The sequence below is a fragment of the Amycolatopsis sp. NPDC059021 genome (genome assembly GCF_042739895.1).
Lineage (GTDB): Bacteria > Actinomycetota > Actinomycetes > Mycobacteriales > Pseudonocardiaceae > Amycolatopsis.
In genome coordinates, this window is record NZ_JBHYIQ010000096.1 from 1 (window position 1) to 13,524 (window position 13,524).

Below are 13,524 nucleotides of genomic sequence, written 5' to 3' on the forward strand. Positions count from 1 at the left end.
CAGACACGCGGGTTGTGGGGTCTAACACTGTGTTGCGCTGTGTCACGCCCCCATACACGGCATCACAATCCACAAAGGACAGCCGCTACCGGACGCCGCGCTCCTTCGCGACGGCCGCCGAACGGGTGCAGACCTCACCGACATCGACGGTCTGGCCTCGGTCGGCGTACACGTCCGCCACGCCGACGAGGTTCCCTCGCGGCGAGGTACACGTCAGCTGGTACGCCTCCTTCGGCCCGTACGTCGGCGGAACCGGCGACGCGAACGAGACGCCGCCCGTCCAGTCGTCGACCACGGCCGGATCCGCCTGCGCGTAGTTCACCAGCACCGCCTTGTAGTCCCCGGCGGGCGGGTCGAACAGCACCGCGTGCTCGGACGTGGTGCCGCCGTTCGCGGGCGACGACACGAGGTTGCCCGCGGCGTCGTAGACGTAGAGATCCCAGTCGGTGTTCGGGCTCTTCCACGCCACGTCGACGCTGAACTTCCCGTTGTCGGCCTTCGGCAGGCCGTCGACGTGGAAGGTGAAGCTCTCCGACGTCGCGTCGGCCGGGTACTGTTTGTTCACCGCGGGCACGCCGGGCGGGTTGGCCACCGCGAATCCGGCCTGCGGCGGGCCCTGCGGGTCACGGCCGTAGCGGCCCGCGACGTAGGGCCGCGTCGACGGGTTGACCGACCACGCGAACCGGCCGCCGGTCGCGGTCAGCGACGAGTCGAGCTTGTCGGTGACGTAGATCGGGGGCTTCGTCGAACCGTCCGGCTGCAGGACCGGCGAGGTCGGCGTCTGGAACGTCTTGTGCAGCTTGAGCTGGTAACCCTTCGGCGCCGAGCCGATCAGCGTCGAATGCGCCGCCGGGTCGGCGGTGTTGGCCAGCATGTCCAGGAACGCCTGCCGGTTGCCGCCGTGCCCGGCGCCCGGTGCGGGCTTCAGGCCCGCGTACTCGGCGACGACCCCGTCGGCGTAGGGCGGGTGGAACTCGGTCCCGCCGATCTCGAACGTGAAGCCCCAGCCGCCGGTGGCCCAGTACGACCAGTCCTCGGTGCTGCCGGTGGTGTCGTACAACGCCCACGAAGGTTCGCTCTTGTACTGGTTGCGCGACGCCATCTGGTCGCCGAGCGCCTTGTAGGCGGGTTCGTCCAGCGGGGCACGGACGTCGGCGACGCCGGGCACGCGCAGGACGAGGTTCGAGTAGGTGTGCAGCGTCAGCAGGTTCGTGACCTGACGACTCGACACGATCGAGCGCACGTTCCGCGTCTCCGGTTCGGAGAACGGGCCCGCACCGCGGAAGGTGTCGCTGCGCCACAACGTCGACGCGCCATTGCCGCCCCAGAATCCCGCGTAGTTCCGGTTCGGGTCGGTGCCGCGCTCGCGGCCGGCGGGGTTCGCCTTGCATACGCCGGTCGCGAACTCCTTCGGCGAATCGGCGACGTTGCAGTTCTTTCTCTTATTCTCATAATCGAATCTAGTGAAGTCGCCCTTCGGCTCGGCCTCGCGGGAGATCTCGAAGCCGTCCGGGTTGATGATCGGGACGACGATGTTGCGGGTCCTGCCGACCAGCCCGCGGATCGCCGGATCGCGCTGGTAGCCGTTGATCAGCTCGTACGCCCACTCCATCGCGTGCTCACCGGCCGGCCATTCCCGCGCGTGGTGCACGCCCATGGTGAAGTCGACCGGCTTGCCGTCCGCGAGGTTCCGCACGTCGGTCGCGATTTCCACGCCGACGACGTCGCGGCCTTCCCAGGTCGGCTCCGGCAGGGTGAACGCCGAGACGAGCGACGGGTTCTTGCGCGCCAGTTCCTTGATCTCGTACTCGTAGTCGTAGAGGTGCCGGTAGCTCGTGCGGCCCGAAGGAAGCGCCGAGCCGGGTGCCTTCGCCGCGTATTCGCGGTCGGTCTTCGCGTTTTGCACCGACTTCGCGGACAGGTCGGGCTGGATCACATTGGACTTGAAGCCGCTGTCCGCCAATGTCTTCCGGTCTGTGTCGTTGGCGAGGACGACCTCGACGCCGGTGGCGTCGGCCTTCTCCGTGACGTCGAGACCGAGCCGCAGCAGCTTGTCCTTGTCCGTCTTCGCCGGGGTTTCGACCCGAACCAGCTCGGCGCGCTGCGGCGGCGCCACCGTGCCCGTCGGGGTGCCCTGCGGGGTGAGGGCGAGGAAGTCGACGCCCAGCACCGCCTCACGCGCGTTCCCGCCGTAGCGGCAGGCCTGCACGACGAGTTCTTGGCCCTTTTTCACGAAACTTTCGGCGAGTTCGTGGGTACGCAACGCCGCCGAAGCGGCGACGACGGCACCCGTCGCCTTGTCGAACACCGCGAGGTCCCAGTCCCCTTCGGGACCCGTCGAGGGTGCCAGCCTCGCCTGGATCAGACCGTCCACGGTGGACGTCAGTTCGCGGCGATCGGTCCCGGCGGTGCCCTTCGGCACCGGCGCGGCGAAACAGGACCGCGGCACCGAGCGATCGGCGCGGACGACGTTCTCCGCGGCGTGGGCGGTGGCGGCCGGAAGCGCGACGACGGCGCCGGCGAGCACGGTCGCCGACGTCAGCATCACTAGTCTCCGTCTTGGTGAATTCCCCACAGCTTATGACCTCCTACCAGGAGAAACCGGCGCTTCGGACGCACCGGCGGCGATCGACACTAACGGTGCGAAACGCACCCGAGCTACCCGCCGGAAGTCGTACTCACGCACGGTTCACCGCTGTCTCAGCTCGGGCTCGTTACAGTCGGATCATGACCTCGACGCGGCGTTCCTCGATGGCCTGGCTCGCCTGCCTGGTGGCGGTGACCGTCGGCGCGGCGCTGATCCTCACGCTGCAACTCGTCCCGCCCACCGACACGATCAACGCGACGCGGCGCACCATCAGCGAGTACGCGCTGAGCGAGGCCAAATGGGTCTTCGACATCGCCGTCGGGCTGATCGCGCTCGGCTCGGTGGCCGGGTTCGCCGCGCTCCGCCTGCGCGGCGCGCTCCCGGCCGCCACGACCGTGTTCGGTACACTGTGGACGGTCGGGCTCGGGGTGATCGTGGCGTTTCCCAAGAACGACTGGGCGATCGGGCCGAGCATGAGCGGCACCGTGCACCGGTTCGCCAGCGTCGTGACGTTCGTGTGCCTGCCGCTCGCGGTCCTCTTCGCGGCCCGCGCCGTCTTCCCCGCCGCACCGGGCCGCCGCCTGCTCGCGCGGCTGCTCGCCGTCGCGTCGCTCGGCTGGTTCGGGATCATCCTCGGCGCGATCGCGGTCGCGGCCGGAACCGGCGCGCACTGGTGGCTGCTGATCCCGCTCGGGCTGGTCGAACGCGGGATGGCCCTGACCGAGCTGCTGGCATTGCTCGCGCTGGTGGTGCCCGTCCGGCCACCGGTCCCCCGGATCGCCGCGGAGGCGGAACCCGTGCGCGTGGCATCCTGACCTCACGGTGCGTGGCCGCGCCCGCCGAAGATCGCGGACGGCGGAACCGGTACCTGACCCGCACCGGCGTCCCAGAGCGGACCCCGAGCACCGGCAGCGACCCGCTCGGAGCCCACTCCGCCGGGGGCAGTCGGCCGGCGGGGTCTGGGCCGGCCTGCCCGGAACGCAAGTCTGGTCCCGCGTGGAACGCCGCACAGCACCCCGAACGAAACGGTGTCGTCCCTGGTCAGCCGCCGGTAAGCGCGGAAAACGAAACCCGGGCAGCCACGCCGGCGGCGGGGTCAGCCGAAGGTGTCCGGGTCCGCCGCGTGCCAGTCCTCCGCCCAGGTGGCGGGCGGATCCGCGGTGAGGACACCGGGCTCCAGCCATTCGTACAGCTCGGCGTAGGAGCGCACGGTCGTCGCGTCGAGCCGCTTGCGCAGCAGGTGCGTGTTCAGCCGCGCGGGATCGGACACCCCCATCGACGCCATGATCTGCTGGGCCGACCGCACGGTCGCCCGCTGGAAGCGGTAGACCCGCTCCGTCTTGTCCCCGACGTCGAGCGCCCGCGTCCGGCGCGCGTCCTGCGTCGCGACACCGACCGGGCAGTGGTTGGTGTGGCACCGCTGCGACTGGATGCAGCCGACCGCGAACATCATGGCGCGCGCGGCGTTGGTGTAGTCCGCGCCCTGGATGAGCCGCTTGACGATGTCGCCGCCGGTGGCGACCTTGCCCGCCGCGCCGATGCGGATCCGGTCCCGCAGCCCGGCGCCGACGAGTGCGTTGTGGACGGTCATCAGCCCGTCGGTCAGCGGCGTCCCGATGTGATCGGAGAACTCGAGCAGCGCGGCGCCCGTGCCGCCCTCGGCGCCGTCGACGAGAATGAAGTCCGGGGTGACATCCTCGGCGAGCATCGCCTTGCACACCGCCAGGAACTGTCTCCGCGAGCCCACGCAGAGCTTGAAGCCCGCCGGTTTCCCGCCCGCGAGCTCGCGCATCCTGGCGACGAACAGCACCAGCTCGCGCGGAGTCGAGAAAACCCGGTGGTACGGCGGCGAAACCACGGTCTTGCCCTGGGGAACCTCCCGCACCCTGGCGATTTCGGCGTTGACCTTGCCGCCGGGCAGAACCCCGCCGATGCCGGGTTTGGCGCCCTGGGACAGCTTGAGTGACGCGCAGCGCACACTGTCCACAGCGGACTTGTCGGCGAACTCGGCGGCGTCGAAGCCTCCGTCGGGCGTGCGGCAGCCGAAGTATCCGGTACCGATCTCCCACACCAGGTCACCGCCGGGCCGCAGGTGGTACTCGGAAAGCCCGCCTTCCCCGGTGTCGTGGGCGAAACCGCCCTTCGCCGCCCCGGCGTTGAGGGCCAGGATCGCGTGCGAGGACAGCGAACCGAAGCTCATCGCGGAAACGTTGAGCAACGCCATGTCGTAGGGCTTCCGGCAGGCGGGACCGCCGATCCGCACCCGGGGTGGCTCCGGGGCGGGCTCGACGGGAGTCATCGAATGCGCGAACGACTCGTACCCGTCGGCGTAGACGTCGCGTTCGGTGCCGAACGGCGATTCGTCCTCGGTGGCCTTCGCCCGTTCGTAGACGATGCTGCGCACGTCACGGTCGAACGGCCTGCCGTCGGTGTTGCGCTCGACGAAATACTGCTGGACCTCCGGCCGGATCGCCTCCAGCAGATACCGGAGATGGCCGAGCAGCGGATAGTTGCGCAGCACCGCGTGCCGCCGCTGCGTCAGGTCGTACCAGCCGACCGCGGTCAGCGCGGCCAGCGGCACGGCCGCGAAGCACCACCACGGCGAAACCAGCGCCGCCACCGACGCGACCGTGACCGCCGCCGCGGTCAGTCCGAGGACAAGGGCGAAACGCACGCACCGAACCTAACCGAGCGCAGGTACAGCCGCACGTCGCGCACGGGTCAGTCCTTCAGGCCCTTGATGGCGTCCTTGGCCTTTTCCGCGGCCTGCTTGACCGCGCCCTTGGCCTGCTCCGCCTTGCCCTCGCCCTGCCACTGCTCGTTGTCGGTGGCGTTGCCGAGCGCTTCCTTGGCCTTGCCCTTGAGCTCCTCGCCCTTGTTCTCCATCTTGTCGTTCATCGAGGCTCCTTTCCCATCACCACGGCCGAGGCGGCCGCGGGCTGACCTCGCGTCCCGATTACCCGGTTGCCCGGCGGCTACACTTCCGTTCCCCGCACGGACGAGTGATCTGCGCAACCACTGTTCGAGGGCGAGCAGCTCGTCGCCCGGAAAGGGGCCACGCGCCCAGCGTTCGGCGTATTCGTCCTCGCCGAACCGGGTGAGCAGCGCCCGTGCCGCGGTGGCCACCGTATGGACGAGGTCGCGGAGCGGCAGGCCGGCGGTCAGGAGTACGCGCCCGTCGTTTCCCGGCAATCCGGACGTGCGCGCCCAGTCGGCCGCCAGGACGCGCACCTGCGCGTGACCGCTGGGATCGGTGGTGATCAGCCAGCGGTACTCGACCGGCTCGACGTCCCAGGACACCCGCACGCGCCGCTCGCCGCCGGTGAGGCCCACGGCCGGAAATGGGCCCGCAGCGGGTTGTCCGTCAGCAGAGCGCGGATGTACGCCGTCGCCGGAAGCGGGATCGAACGGGACAGATAGACCTCGTCGAGCGGCTCGACGAGGGCGCGCAGCTCGCGCGCCGCCCTGACAGGCAACGCGAACAGCGCCAGGCGGAGCGTCTCCCGCCGCACTACCGGATCGTGCCACTGACAGCCCGGACACGGGCATTCTTCGGGTGTGTACTCGTCGAGTGCGCGTACCGGACCGCGCACGAACCGGGACCAGCCCGCGAGTGCTTCGGCGATCGCGCCGGGCCGCAGCCGGGCGCGCTCCAGAACGGCGATCGCGTGCGACGTCGAGGCGGAAACCCGGGACACCTGCCGGATCGGCGGCCGGCCCGGCCCGCGATGGATCGGAAAATCGGCGCGCAGTCGCGCGGGGCGCCTACGCGGCATTGCCCTTTCTGGTCGTCATGCCGTTCATCCTCGCACAGAACTCTCGTCCGCGGTCTCGCTGTCCCCTACGACGCGTTCGAGACGCCGCCGAGGCCCTGTGCCCAGCTGCGTTCCTCGCTGCGGCGGGAAATCCGCCAGCCGTCGGCGGTGCGGACGTACTCGTCGAGGTACCACATGCCCAGCAACGCGATCCGCGGATCGCCGTCCCCGGCCGGCAGCGCGAGCGGGTTCAGGCACATCACCCGGCCCGTCGCCCGGTCACCGTCGATACGGATGTCCGGGTTGGCGATCAGATGCTGGAACGCGGGAAGCAGCGCCAGGCTCTGCGCGAGCCATTCCTTGACCTCGGCGAGATTGCCCTCGATACCGCCGAACGCCGTGTAGTCGATCCGGGCGTCGCCGGTGAAAATCCGGTCCAGCGCGCCGAAATCCCGGGTGTCGATCGCGGTCGCGTAGGCCACCAGCAGATCCTGGATCTCCAGCCGGTCGGAAATTTCCTGAATGTCGAGCACCTGGCCTCCTGGAACACCGCGTGGGGGACCGTGATCACTCTACCCAGTGCGGTGGCCCCACGCCGGGAACGGTGCTCCGGCCACAGCGCGCGTCCGGCGGTCCCGGACGCGCTCACAATGGGCCGATGAGCGGACGTTGCCCGCGCCGGAAGCTCGCTAGCATCGGATGCACAGCGATCGCCGGTGCGGGGAGGTCATCGTGGTGGAGCTGCGTCGCCTGCGCTATTTCCTGGCCGTGGCCGAGGAGAAGGGGTTCACCAGGGCGGCCGCCCGGCTCCACGTCAGCCAGCCCGCGCTGAGCCAGCAGATCCGTGCCCTGGAACGGACGGTCGGCGGCCCTTTGTTCGACCGTACGCCCGGCGGCGCCTCGCTCACGCAGGCCGGGAACGCGTTGCTCGAACCGGCCAGGACGGCGCTCGCGGTCGTGGCCGACGGTGTGCGCGCTGCCCGTGCGATCGCCCTCGGCGCCACCGGACCACTGCGGGTGGGCCTGGTCTACGGCGGTGCCGGCGCGGTGACCCAGCCCATTCTGACCGCCTTCGCGAAGGCGTTCCCGGAATTCCGGCTGGAGTTCCGCGCGGAACTGCCGGTCGCGCTGGCCTACACCGCGCTGCTGGACGGGGAGGTGGACGTGGCGTTCACCCAGCTGCCGCTGCATCCCGAACGGCACGCCTGGTCGGTGCTGTACGAGGAGCGGCGCGTGGTGGTCGTCAACGACAGCCACTGCCTGGCCGACGCGGATTCCGTGACCCTGGCGGACGTTCTGCCGTTCCCGATCCTGTCGGCCAATCCAGGGCGGACGCCGCCGGAGGTCGCGGATTACTGGCTGCTCAACGACTTCCGCAACGGCGTGGCACCCCATCGGCGGGTCACCGAGGCCTGGTCCGTGCCGGAAATAGCCCAGACCGTCGTGCACAGCCCGGGGGTGGTGGCGATGTGCTCGGAGATCGCGCGGCGGTTCCCGCCGGTACCGAACGCACCACTGCGGTTCCTGGACATACCGGAGGCGGGAGTCAGCAAGGCCGTGGTCGCGCACCGTATCGACGACGAACGCCCCATCGTCGCCGCCTTCCGCCGTTTCGCCGTCGCGATGGCCGAGGGCGGCCTGGTACCGGGCTCCGTGGGGGCACGGGTTCGCGAGCGGTCCTGAGGACACGGCCTTCCGGAGAAGGCCGGGAAGCCGGCCGTGCGGGCGGCACGCTCATCCACCGTCACCCCCGCCGACACGACCGGCGAAACACCTGGTCACAGCCACCTGAAACGCATCGGAGGCACGCGGTGCTAGCAGTGGCTCCTCATCCGCATGGTGTTGATCCGGTTGAAGATCCCCGCGTTGAAGTTCCCGCCGGCAAACCACCAGTGCCACTGGTTCTTGATGGTGCCTTCGACGAATTTGGTGTCACCGCCGTGATGCACCGGAGCCAGGATGATGTTGGCGTCGTCCAGGGTGTCCACCCACATCAGCCAGGCGTCATTGGTGTCGCTGCTGACTATCGCCGCCTCGAAGGACGCGGTGCCGTCGGATCTGAGGGTCCAGGTCGCGCGTTCCATGGTGCAGTCCCCCGCCGTGACGTGGTTCCAGGTGAACGAGCACCACCCCATGTTCGTACAGACGGCTTGCGCGGTCGCCGGCGCCTGCGTGGTGGCCGACGCGGGAGTGGCGACGGCGCTGATCGCCAGCACGAGCGCCGCCACGACAATCGATATCCGACGTGATTTGGTCATCATGTTCTTCTCCGCCAGAGGTTGCCGAACCTATTCCGAAGCGACACGAGAAAAGTCCTTCGATAAGCACCCCCCTTTCCGGCGCACGATTCCCGCGACATTCCCCTGCCCGCATCACAGTCACTCCGCCTGTTCGTCCCCCGCGCATGGCGAAAACGGCGGAAACAGCCTTGGCGAAACCTTCGCGCCTCGCGCGGATGCCCCCAGGCGAGGGGGCCGGTTCCCGGCGCCGCGCGGCAGGACTTCAGTGTCCCCGCGACCGGGCCGCTTCGTCCAAGTCACAATCACAATCGGCCGATAGGCCGGCGTTATACACGCAGCTCGAGCGCCGGCGCTTTGGTGCGCGGGGCGGTCATGGCGGAGTCACGTCTCAGCGCGAGCGCAGTGCTGTGTCCAGGTTCTTCATGAGCTGCGCGACGCGGCTCTTGCCAGTCGGCGCGAGGGGATAGCGTGTGAGTACGTCGACAAGAGCCGGTGTCGCGCGCTGACGAACCCGCTCGATGTACTGATCTCCCACATCCGGGTCGCCACCGGAGGACAGTTCGATCGCGCGTGCCGCGTGTGCGGCGGCACGCAGGATGTGCCCGACCTGGGTCGCTTTGGCGAGCGGGTGCAGGTATGCGGCGGCGGCAGCGTCCCCGGCGGCGTGTGCCGCGTGCTCGGCGGCCTCGGTGCCCGCGTCCTTGGCGGCCCGGTGGGCGTCCAGGGCCGTGACTCGTTGCAGTTTCGTCCGGTTGGCACCGTCCGCGAAGGTCCACGCCGCTTCGACGGCCGCACGGGGCCTGCGGTCGCCGGGGTGCTCCTGCTCGAAGAGGGCCAACACTTCTTCGGCGCTCTCCACGCAATAGCGAGCGACCACGCGCAACTCCTCCATGCGGAGTTCGATGATCAGGTTCTCGTCGGCCACCTTCATGACGTGAATCGTATCGTTGAACTATCGGTTGAGGCTTTTTTCGCAGGACAGGGTGCCACCCCGTCCTTGACGTGCCCGGCCGCGCGGAGGGCCTCGCCCGGATCACCGGCGAGGCCCTCCCTGCGGATCCTCGGTGTTTCAGGCGGCGTCGTGCCGCGAGCGAAGCAGACCGGCCTCGTGGTCGGCTTGAATCCGGGCGGCAACGGCACTCACGGTGGAGTCGAGGTCGGGCACGAGTTCGACGTCGTCGTCGTGGAAGTGGGGGTCGGTACGGGTTTCGACGGCGTGGACCTCCTCGTCGGACAGATTGATCGCGGCGTGCAGGACACCCGCCGGGATGAAGATGGAGTCGCCGGGGCTGTGGATCGCGACGTGCTCGAGCTGTTCGCCGTAGACGGTGGCCGCGGTTCCGGCGATGACGGTCACGACGATGTCGCTGGTGCGGTGGCGGTGCGCGTGGGTGTGGAGCCGCGGGTTCATGGCGACGTAGCCGACGCCGAGGGAGCGGCTGCCGCAGAGTTCGGTGGTGATGGCGGTCGCGAGAATCTGGCCCTGCGGGCCGACGTCCGGGACGAGAGTGCGCGCGGCAACCGCGTAGGGGGCGGGATCGGTCATGGCGTCGACTCCTTGTCAGGGGAGGAAGGGAGAGGGAGGTCGTGTTCGCCGTCGGGAGCACCAGCGACGGGACGGCACAGCACCGAAGCGGGGGATTCGACGAAGGCCGCCGGCTTCAAGGGGTTTCGTTGGCGTGAACGGTATGTCGCGGGTGGGTCCTTTCCCGGCAAGCAGTGACGATAAGCCGGGCGGCAGGTCATGGCGAGATCCGCTGTCCAAAGAGGAACGAACTGCCGGAAAAAGAGGCACAGACGCCGGACCGCGCGGAGAAACCCGTTTCCCCGCTCGGCAAAGTACCAAGCCTTCTCGCCGGGACGGTGAATTCCCGGCGGTTCCGGGCGACGCGTTGAGCGGGTTCCGGATCCCGAAGCAAGGCTATTCGTCGCAGCGAGTAAATGCTGCCACTCGAACGGCCCAGTGAATTCACGCGCCCGGCGGTTCACTCGCACATTCTCGGCTGTTCCACCACGCGGCGGCACAGAAGGGAAGTGACTTCCGGCGCCCGGCCCACTGTTACCGACAGCTGATCGCGGCCGCAAAAGATACACTCAGCGTGATCATTGGTGTCTCGAAAGCTCCGTTGGGGACGGTGAACGTCCCGAACGGCGCGTTCGGGACAGAGGGCCCGGCACTGGAGTGTCGCGAAGGGACTTTGCCGACGTCGAACGTCCCCAATGGACCATTCGCGCCCCTACCGACTAGCGCGAAGCCCGCAGCAGCCGTCGCCCGTACCGAACGCTACTGAGAAAGCCTCATCCGGGCAGGCGATCGTCGCCGGCGGGCTGACTGAGCGCTTGGTCACGACCTCCGGCCGACCGAAGGTACCCACGAGGGGCCCGAGCCGGCCGGGGACCGGGACCTGGGTGCGGGTGTGCTGGTGGGGGCGGGGTTGGCGGCGCGACAGGCCGGGAGCGCCGGGGGATCCATCCCCGGTCCGGTGAGTTTTCCCCTGTCTTGTCGGCAAAGCGCCTGCTCAGTATGTTGAGGATCAGCAGCCCCGCTTTTCTCAATGACGAGGAGTGTTCACCCGTGAGCGAGTCCCCTTCCCGTGTCGCCATCGTGACGGGCGCAGGCCGCGGCATCGGCGCCGCGGTGGCCAAGCGCCTGGCCGCCGACGGGTTCGCCGTCGGCCTGCTCGACCTCGACGAGGCCGGGGTCAAGGCGGGCGCCGAGGCGATCGCCGCCGACGGCGGCAAGGCCGTCGGTGTCACGCTCGACGTCAGCGACGCCGAGCAGGTCGACGCCGCCGTCACCCGGGTCGCCGAGGAGCTCGGCGCACCCACCGTGCTGATCAACAACGCCGGGATCACCCGGGACAACCTGCTGTTCAAGATGACCGAGCAGGACTGGGACTCGGTGCTGAACGTGCACCTGCGCGGCTCGTTCCTGATGACGCGCGCGGTGCAGAAGTACCAGACGCAGGAGAAGTGGGGCCGCATCGTCAACCTGTCGAGCACGTCGGCGCTGGGCAACCGCGGCCAGGTCAACTACTCCGCGGCCAAGGCGGGGATGCAGGGCTTCACCAAGACACTGGCCATCGAACTGGGCAAGTTCGGCGTGACGGCGAACGCGATCGCCCCCGGGTTCATCGCCACCGACATGACCGCCGCGACCGCGGAACGGCTCGGCGTGTCCTTCGAGGACTTCAAGGCGGCGGCCGCGTCGCAGATCCCCGTGCAGCGGGTGGGTACCCCGGACGACATCGCGAACCTCGCCTCGTTCCTGGTCAGCGACGGCGCCGGGTTCATCTCCGGTCAGGTTATCTACGTGGCCGGTGGCCCGAAGGACTGAGGGAGGGACGACGATGCGTGAGTTCTCTTCCCTCGACGAGTTCGCCGGGGCGGCCGGCGAGCACCTCGGGTACAGCGAGTGGCTGACCGTCACCCAGGAGCGGGTGAACCTCTTCGCCGACGCCACCGACGACCACCAGTGGATCCACGTGGACGCCGGGAAGGCCGCCGAGGGCCCGTTCGGCACGACGATCGCCCACGGCTTCCTGACGCTGTCGCTCATTTCCGGCTTCGTCGGGAAGATCTACCGGGTCGGCGGGATCACGATGGGCATCAACTACGGCCTCAACAAGGTCCGCTTCCCGCAGCCGGTCAAGGTCGGCGCGAAGATCCGGGCTGGGGCCGAGCTGGCCGAGATCACCGACGTCCCCGGTGGCAAGCAGAGCGTGGTGCGCTGGACCATCGAGATCGACGGCGAGGCGAAGCCCGCGTGCGTCGCCGAGATGGTCGCCCGGCTCATCGCCTGAGCCCCGGCCGGAAACGCCAGGCCGGAGCCGGTTTCCCGACCGGCACTGTACGACATACCGACTGGTCGGTATTCTGCATGGGAGACCGACCACCGAGCGACGAGGAGACCGGATGAGCCGGACCGACCCACCGGGTCTTGACCTGGGTGCCCTGCGCGCCCACCTGGACGAGCACCGGCCGGGGCTGGTCACCGGGGAGCTGAGCGCCGACGTCGTCGCGGGCGGCCGGTCGAACCTCACCTACGTGGTGAGCGACGGCCGGTCGCGCTGGGTGGTCCGCCGCCCGCCGCTCGGCCACGTGCTGCCCACCGCGCACGACATGGCCCGCGAGTTCCGGGTGATCTCGGGCCTGCACGGCACCGCGGTCCCGGTGCCGGAGACGGTGCTGCTGTGCGAGGACCCCGGCGTGCTCGGCGCGCGGTTCTACGTCATGGAGTTCGTCGAGGGCACGCCGTACCGGTCCGAGGCCGAACTGACCGCGCTCGGACCCGAGCGGACGCGGAGCATCGCCGACGCACTGGTCGACACGCTCGTCGACCTGCACGCGGTCGAGCCGGAATCGGTCGGGCTCGGCGATTTCGGGCGCCCGGAAGGGTTTCTGGAGCGGCAGCTGCGGCGGTGGAAGAAGCAGCTGGACGGCTCGCGCAGCCGGGATCTCGAAGGCTTCGACCTGCTGCACGACCGGCTGGCGGCGTCACTGCCCGCGTCGGGGAAGCCGTCGATCATCCACGGCGACTACCGGCTGGACAACGTGCTGGTCAACGGCGAGGACCGCATCACCGCCGTGCTGGACTGGGAGATGTCCACCCTCGGCGACCCGCTGACCGACCTCGCGCTGCTGGTGGCCTACGCCGAGCGGGACAAGGCGTCGGCGCAGTTCGTGTCCACCGCGAGCGCGGCACCCGGGTACCCGAGCTCGGACGAGGTGGTCGCGCGGTACGCCGAGCGGTCCGGGCGGGACGTGTCCGCGCTCAACTGGTACGTCGGCTTCGCGTTCTTCAAACTGGCGGTGATCCTCGAAGGTATCTACTTCCGGTTCAGCCAGGGCAAGACCGTCGGGGCGGGATTCGAGAACGTCGGCGGCGCCGTCGTTCCGCTGATCGCGCACGGCAACGAGATTCTCAAAGAGGAGAAGTAGC

The 13,524-nt window shown here is 69.3% G+C and carries 13 protein-coding genes; 5 read left to right on the forward strand and 8 right to left on the reverse strand.

Translation table 11 applies throughout. The features are described from left to right. Positions 1-85 precede the first annotated feature (85 nt). Positions 86-2,545: a M14 family zinc carboxypeptidase gene (locus ACFWX1_RS37985; RefSeq protein WP_378394670.1), complete on the reverse strand. Its 2,460-nt coding sequence runs from the start codon at positions 2,543-2,545 to the stop codon at positions 86-88. A gap of 182 nt (positions 2,546-2,727) precedes the next feature. Between ACFWX1_RS37985 and ACFWX1_RS37990 the strand changes: the two genes are divergently transcribed. Beyond that, positions 2,728-3,402 carry a DUF998 domain-containing protein gene (locus ACFWX1_RS37990; protein WP_378394672.1) on the forward strand — a complete coding sequence of 225 codons (675 nt, stop codon included), beginning with the start codon at positions 2,728-2,730 and terminating at the stop codon, positions 3,400-3,402. Between the two features lie 281 nt (positions 3,403-3,683). Here the strand turns inward: ACFWX1_RS37990 and ACFWX1_RS37995 are convergent, their stop codons facing one another. From ACFWX1_RS37995 to ACFWX1_RS38010, 4 genes are all read right to left on the reverse strand, one after another. Then, complete coding sequence (locus tag ACFWX1_RS37995) at positions 3,684-5,261, reverse strand: FMN-binding glutamate synthase family protein (protein ID WP_378394674.1); 1,578 nt, start codon at positions 5,259-5,261, stop codon at positions 3,684-3,686. A 47-nt stretch (positions 5,262-5,308) separates the two neighbouring features. Then, the gene (locus ACFWX1_RS38000; RefSeq protein ID WP_378394713.1) at positions 5,309-5,485 is read right to left on the reverse strand and encodes a CsbD family protein; all 177 of its coding nucleotides are present in this window, start codon (positions 5,483-5,485) and stop codon (positions 5,309-5,311) included. A gap of 362 nt (positions 5,486-5,847) precedes the next feature. Next, on the reverse strand, positions 5,848-6,285 hold the full coding sequence (locus ACFWX1_RS38005; protein WP_378394676.1) for a hypothetical protein: 438 nt from the start codon (positions 6,283-6,285) through the stop codon (positions 5,848-5,850). 143 nt (positions 6,286-6,428) lie between these two features. Next, entirely contained in the window at positions 6,429-6,875 is a 447-nt protein-coding gene (locus ACFWX1_RS38010; RefSeq protein WP_378394678.1) for a nuclear transport factor 2 family protein, read from the reverse strand. Between the two features lie 166 nt (positions 6,876-7,041). On the opposite strand from ACFWX1_RS38010, the gene ACFWX1_RS38015 reads away from it, so the two are divergent. Continuing rightward, positions 7,042-8,025: a LysR family transcriptional regulator gene (locus ACFWX1_RS38015; RefSeq protein ID WP_378394679.1), complete on the forward strand. Its 984-nt coding sequence runs from the start codon at positions 7,042-7,044 to the stop codon at positions 8,023-8,025. Between the two features lie 131 nt (positions 8,026-8,156). Here ACFWX1_RS38015 and ACFWX1_RS38020 read toward each other — a convergent pair whose 3' ends face one another. From ACFWX1_RS38020 to ACFWX1_RS38030, 3 genes are all read right to left on the reverse strand, one after another. Beyond that, a complete protein-coding gene (locus ACFWX1_RS38020) occupies positions 8,157-8,570 on the reverse strand; it encodes a DUF6294 family protein (RefSeq protein WP_378394680.1) in 414 nt (137 codons plus the stop codon). A gap of 400 nt (positions 8,571-8,970) precedes the next feature. Beyond that, positions 8,971-9,513 carry a putative immunity protein gene (locus tag ACFWX1_RS38025; protein ID WP_378394681.1) on the reverse strand — a complete coding sequence of 181 codons (543 nt, stop codon included), beginning with the start codon at positions 9,511-9,513 and terminating at the stop codon, positions 8,971-8,973. 138 nt (positions 9,514-9,651) lie between these two features. Next, positions 9,652-10,128 (reverse strand): cupin domain-containing protein, encoded by a 477-nt coding sequence (locus tag ACFWX1_RS38030; protein ID WP_378394682.1) that lies wholly within the window; start codon positions 10,126-10,128, stop codon positions 9,652-9,654. Between the two features lie 1,029 nt (positions 10,129-11,157). Here ACFWX1_RS38030 and fabG point away from each other — a divergent pair. The 3 genes from fabG to ACFWX1_RS38045 all read left to right on the forward strand — a co-directional run bounded on the left by fabG (position 11,158) and on the right by ACFWX1_RS38045 (position 13,523). Further along, positions 11,158-11,919: a 3-oxoacyl-ACP reductase FabG gene (fabG, locus tag ACFWX1_RS38035; protein ID WP_378394683.1), complete on the forward strand. Its 762-nt coding sequence runs from the start codon at positions 11,158-11,160 to the stop codon at positions 11,917-11,919. 13 nt (positions 11,920-11,932) lie between these two features. After that, on the forward strand, positions 11,933-12,385 hold the full coding sequence (locus ACFWX1_RS38040) for a MaoC family dehydratase (RefSeq protein ID WP_378394684.1): 453 nt from the start codon (positions 11,933-11,935) through the stop codon (positions 12,383-12,385). 112 nt (positions 12,386-12,497) lie between these two features. Beyond that, positions 12,498-13,523: a phosphotransferase family protein gene (locus ACFWX1_RS38045; RefSeq protein ID WP_378394686.1), complete on the forward strand. Its 1,026-nt coding sequence runs from the start codon at positions 12,498-12,500 to the stop codon at positions 13,521-13,523. The last annotated feature ends 1 nt before the right edge of the window (position 13,524 follow it).

Excerpts from the sequence above, each read along its gene's own strand:
- ACFWX1_RS37985 (WP_378394670.1), bottom strand. The coding sequence starts at position 2,545 with ATGCTGACGTCGGCGACCGTGCTCGCCGGCGCCGTCGTCGCGCTTCCG.
- ACFWX1_RS37990 (WP_378394672.1), top strand. The coding sequence starts at position 2,728 with ATGACCTCGACGCGGCGTTCCTCGATGGCCTGGCTCGCCTGCCTGGTG.
- ACFWX1_RS38000 (WP_378394713.1), bottom strand. The coding sequence starts at position 5,485 with ATGAACGACAAGATGGAGAACAAGGGCGAGGAGCTCAAGGGCAAGGCC.
- ACFWX1_RS38015 (WP_378394679.1), top strand. The coding sequence starts at position 7,042 with ATGCACAGCGATCGCCGGTGCGGGGAGGTCATCGTGGTGGAGCTGCGT.
- ACFWX1_RS38025 (WP_378394681.1), bottom strand. The coding sequence starts at position 9,513 with ATGAAGGTGGCCGACGAGAACCTGATCATCGAACTCCGCATGGAGGAG.
- ACFWX1_RS38030 (WP_378394682.1), bottom strand. The coding sequence starts at position 10,128 with ATGACCGATCCCGCCCCCTACGCGGTTGCCGCGCGCACTCTCGTCCCG.
- ACFWX1_RS38040 (WP_378394684.1), top strand. The coding sequence starts at position 11,933 with ATGCGTGAGTTCTCTTCCCTCGACGAGTTCGCCGGGGCGGCCGGCGAG.
- ACFWX1_RS38045 (WP_378394686.1), top strand. The coding sequence starts at position 12,498 with ATGAGCCGGACCGACCCACCGGGTCTTGACCTGGGTGCCCTGCGCGCC.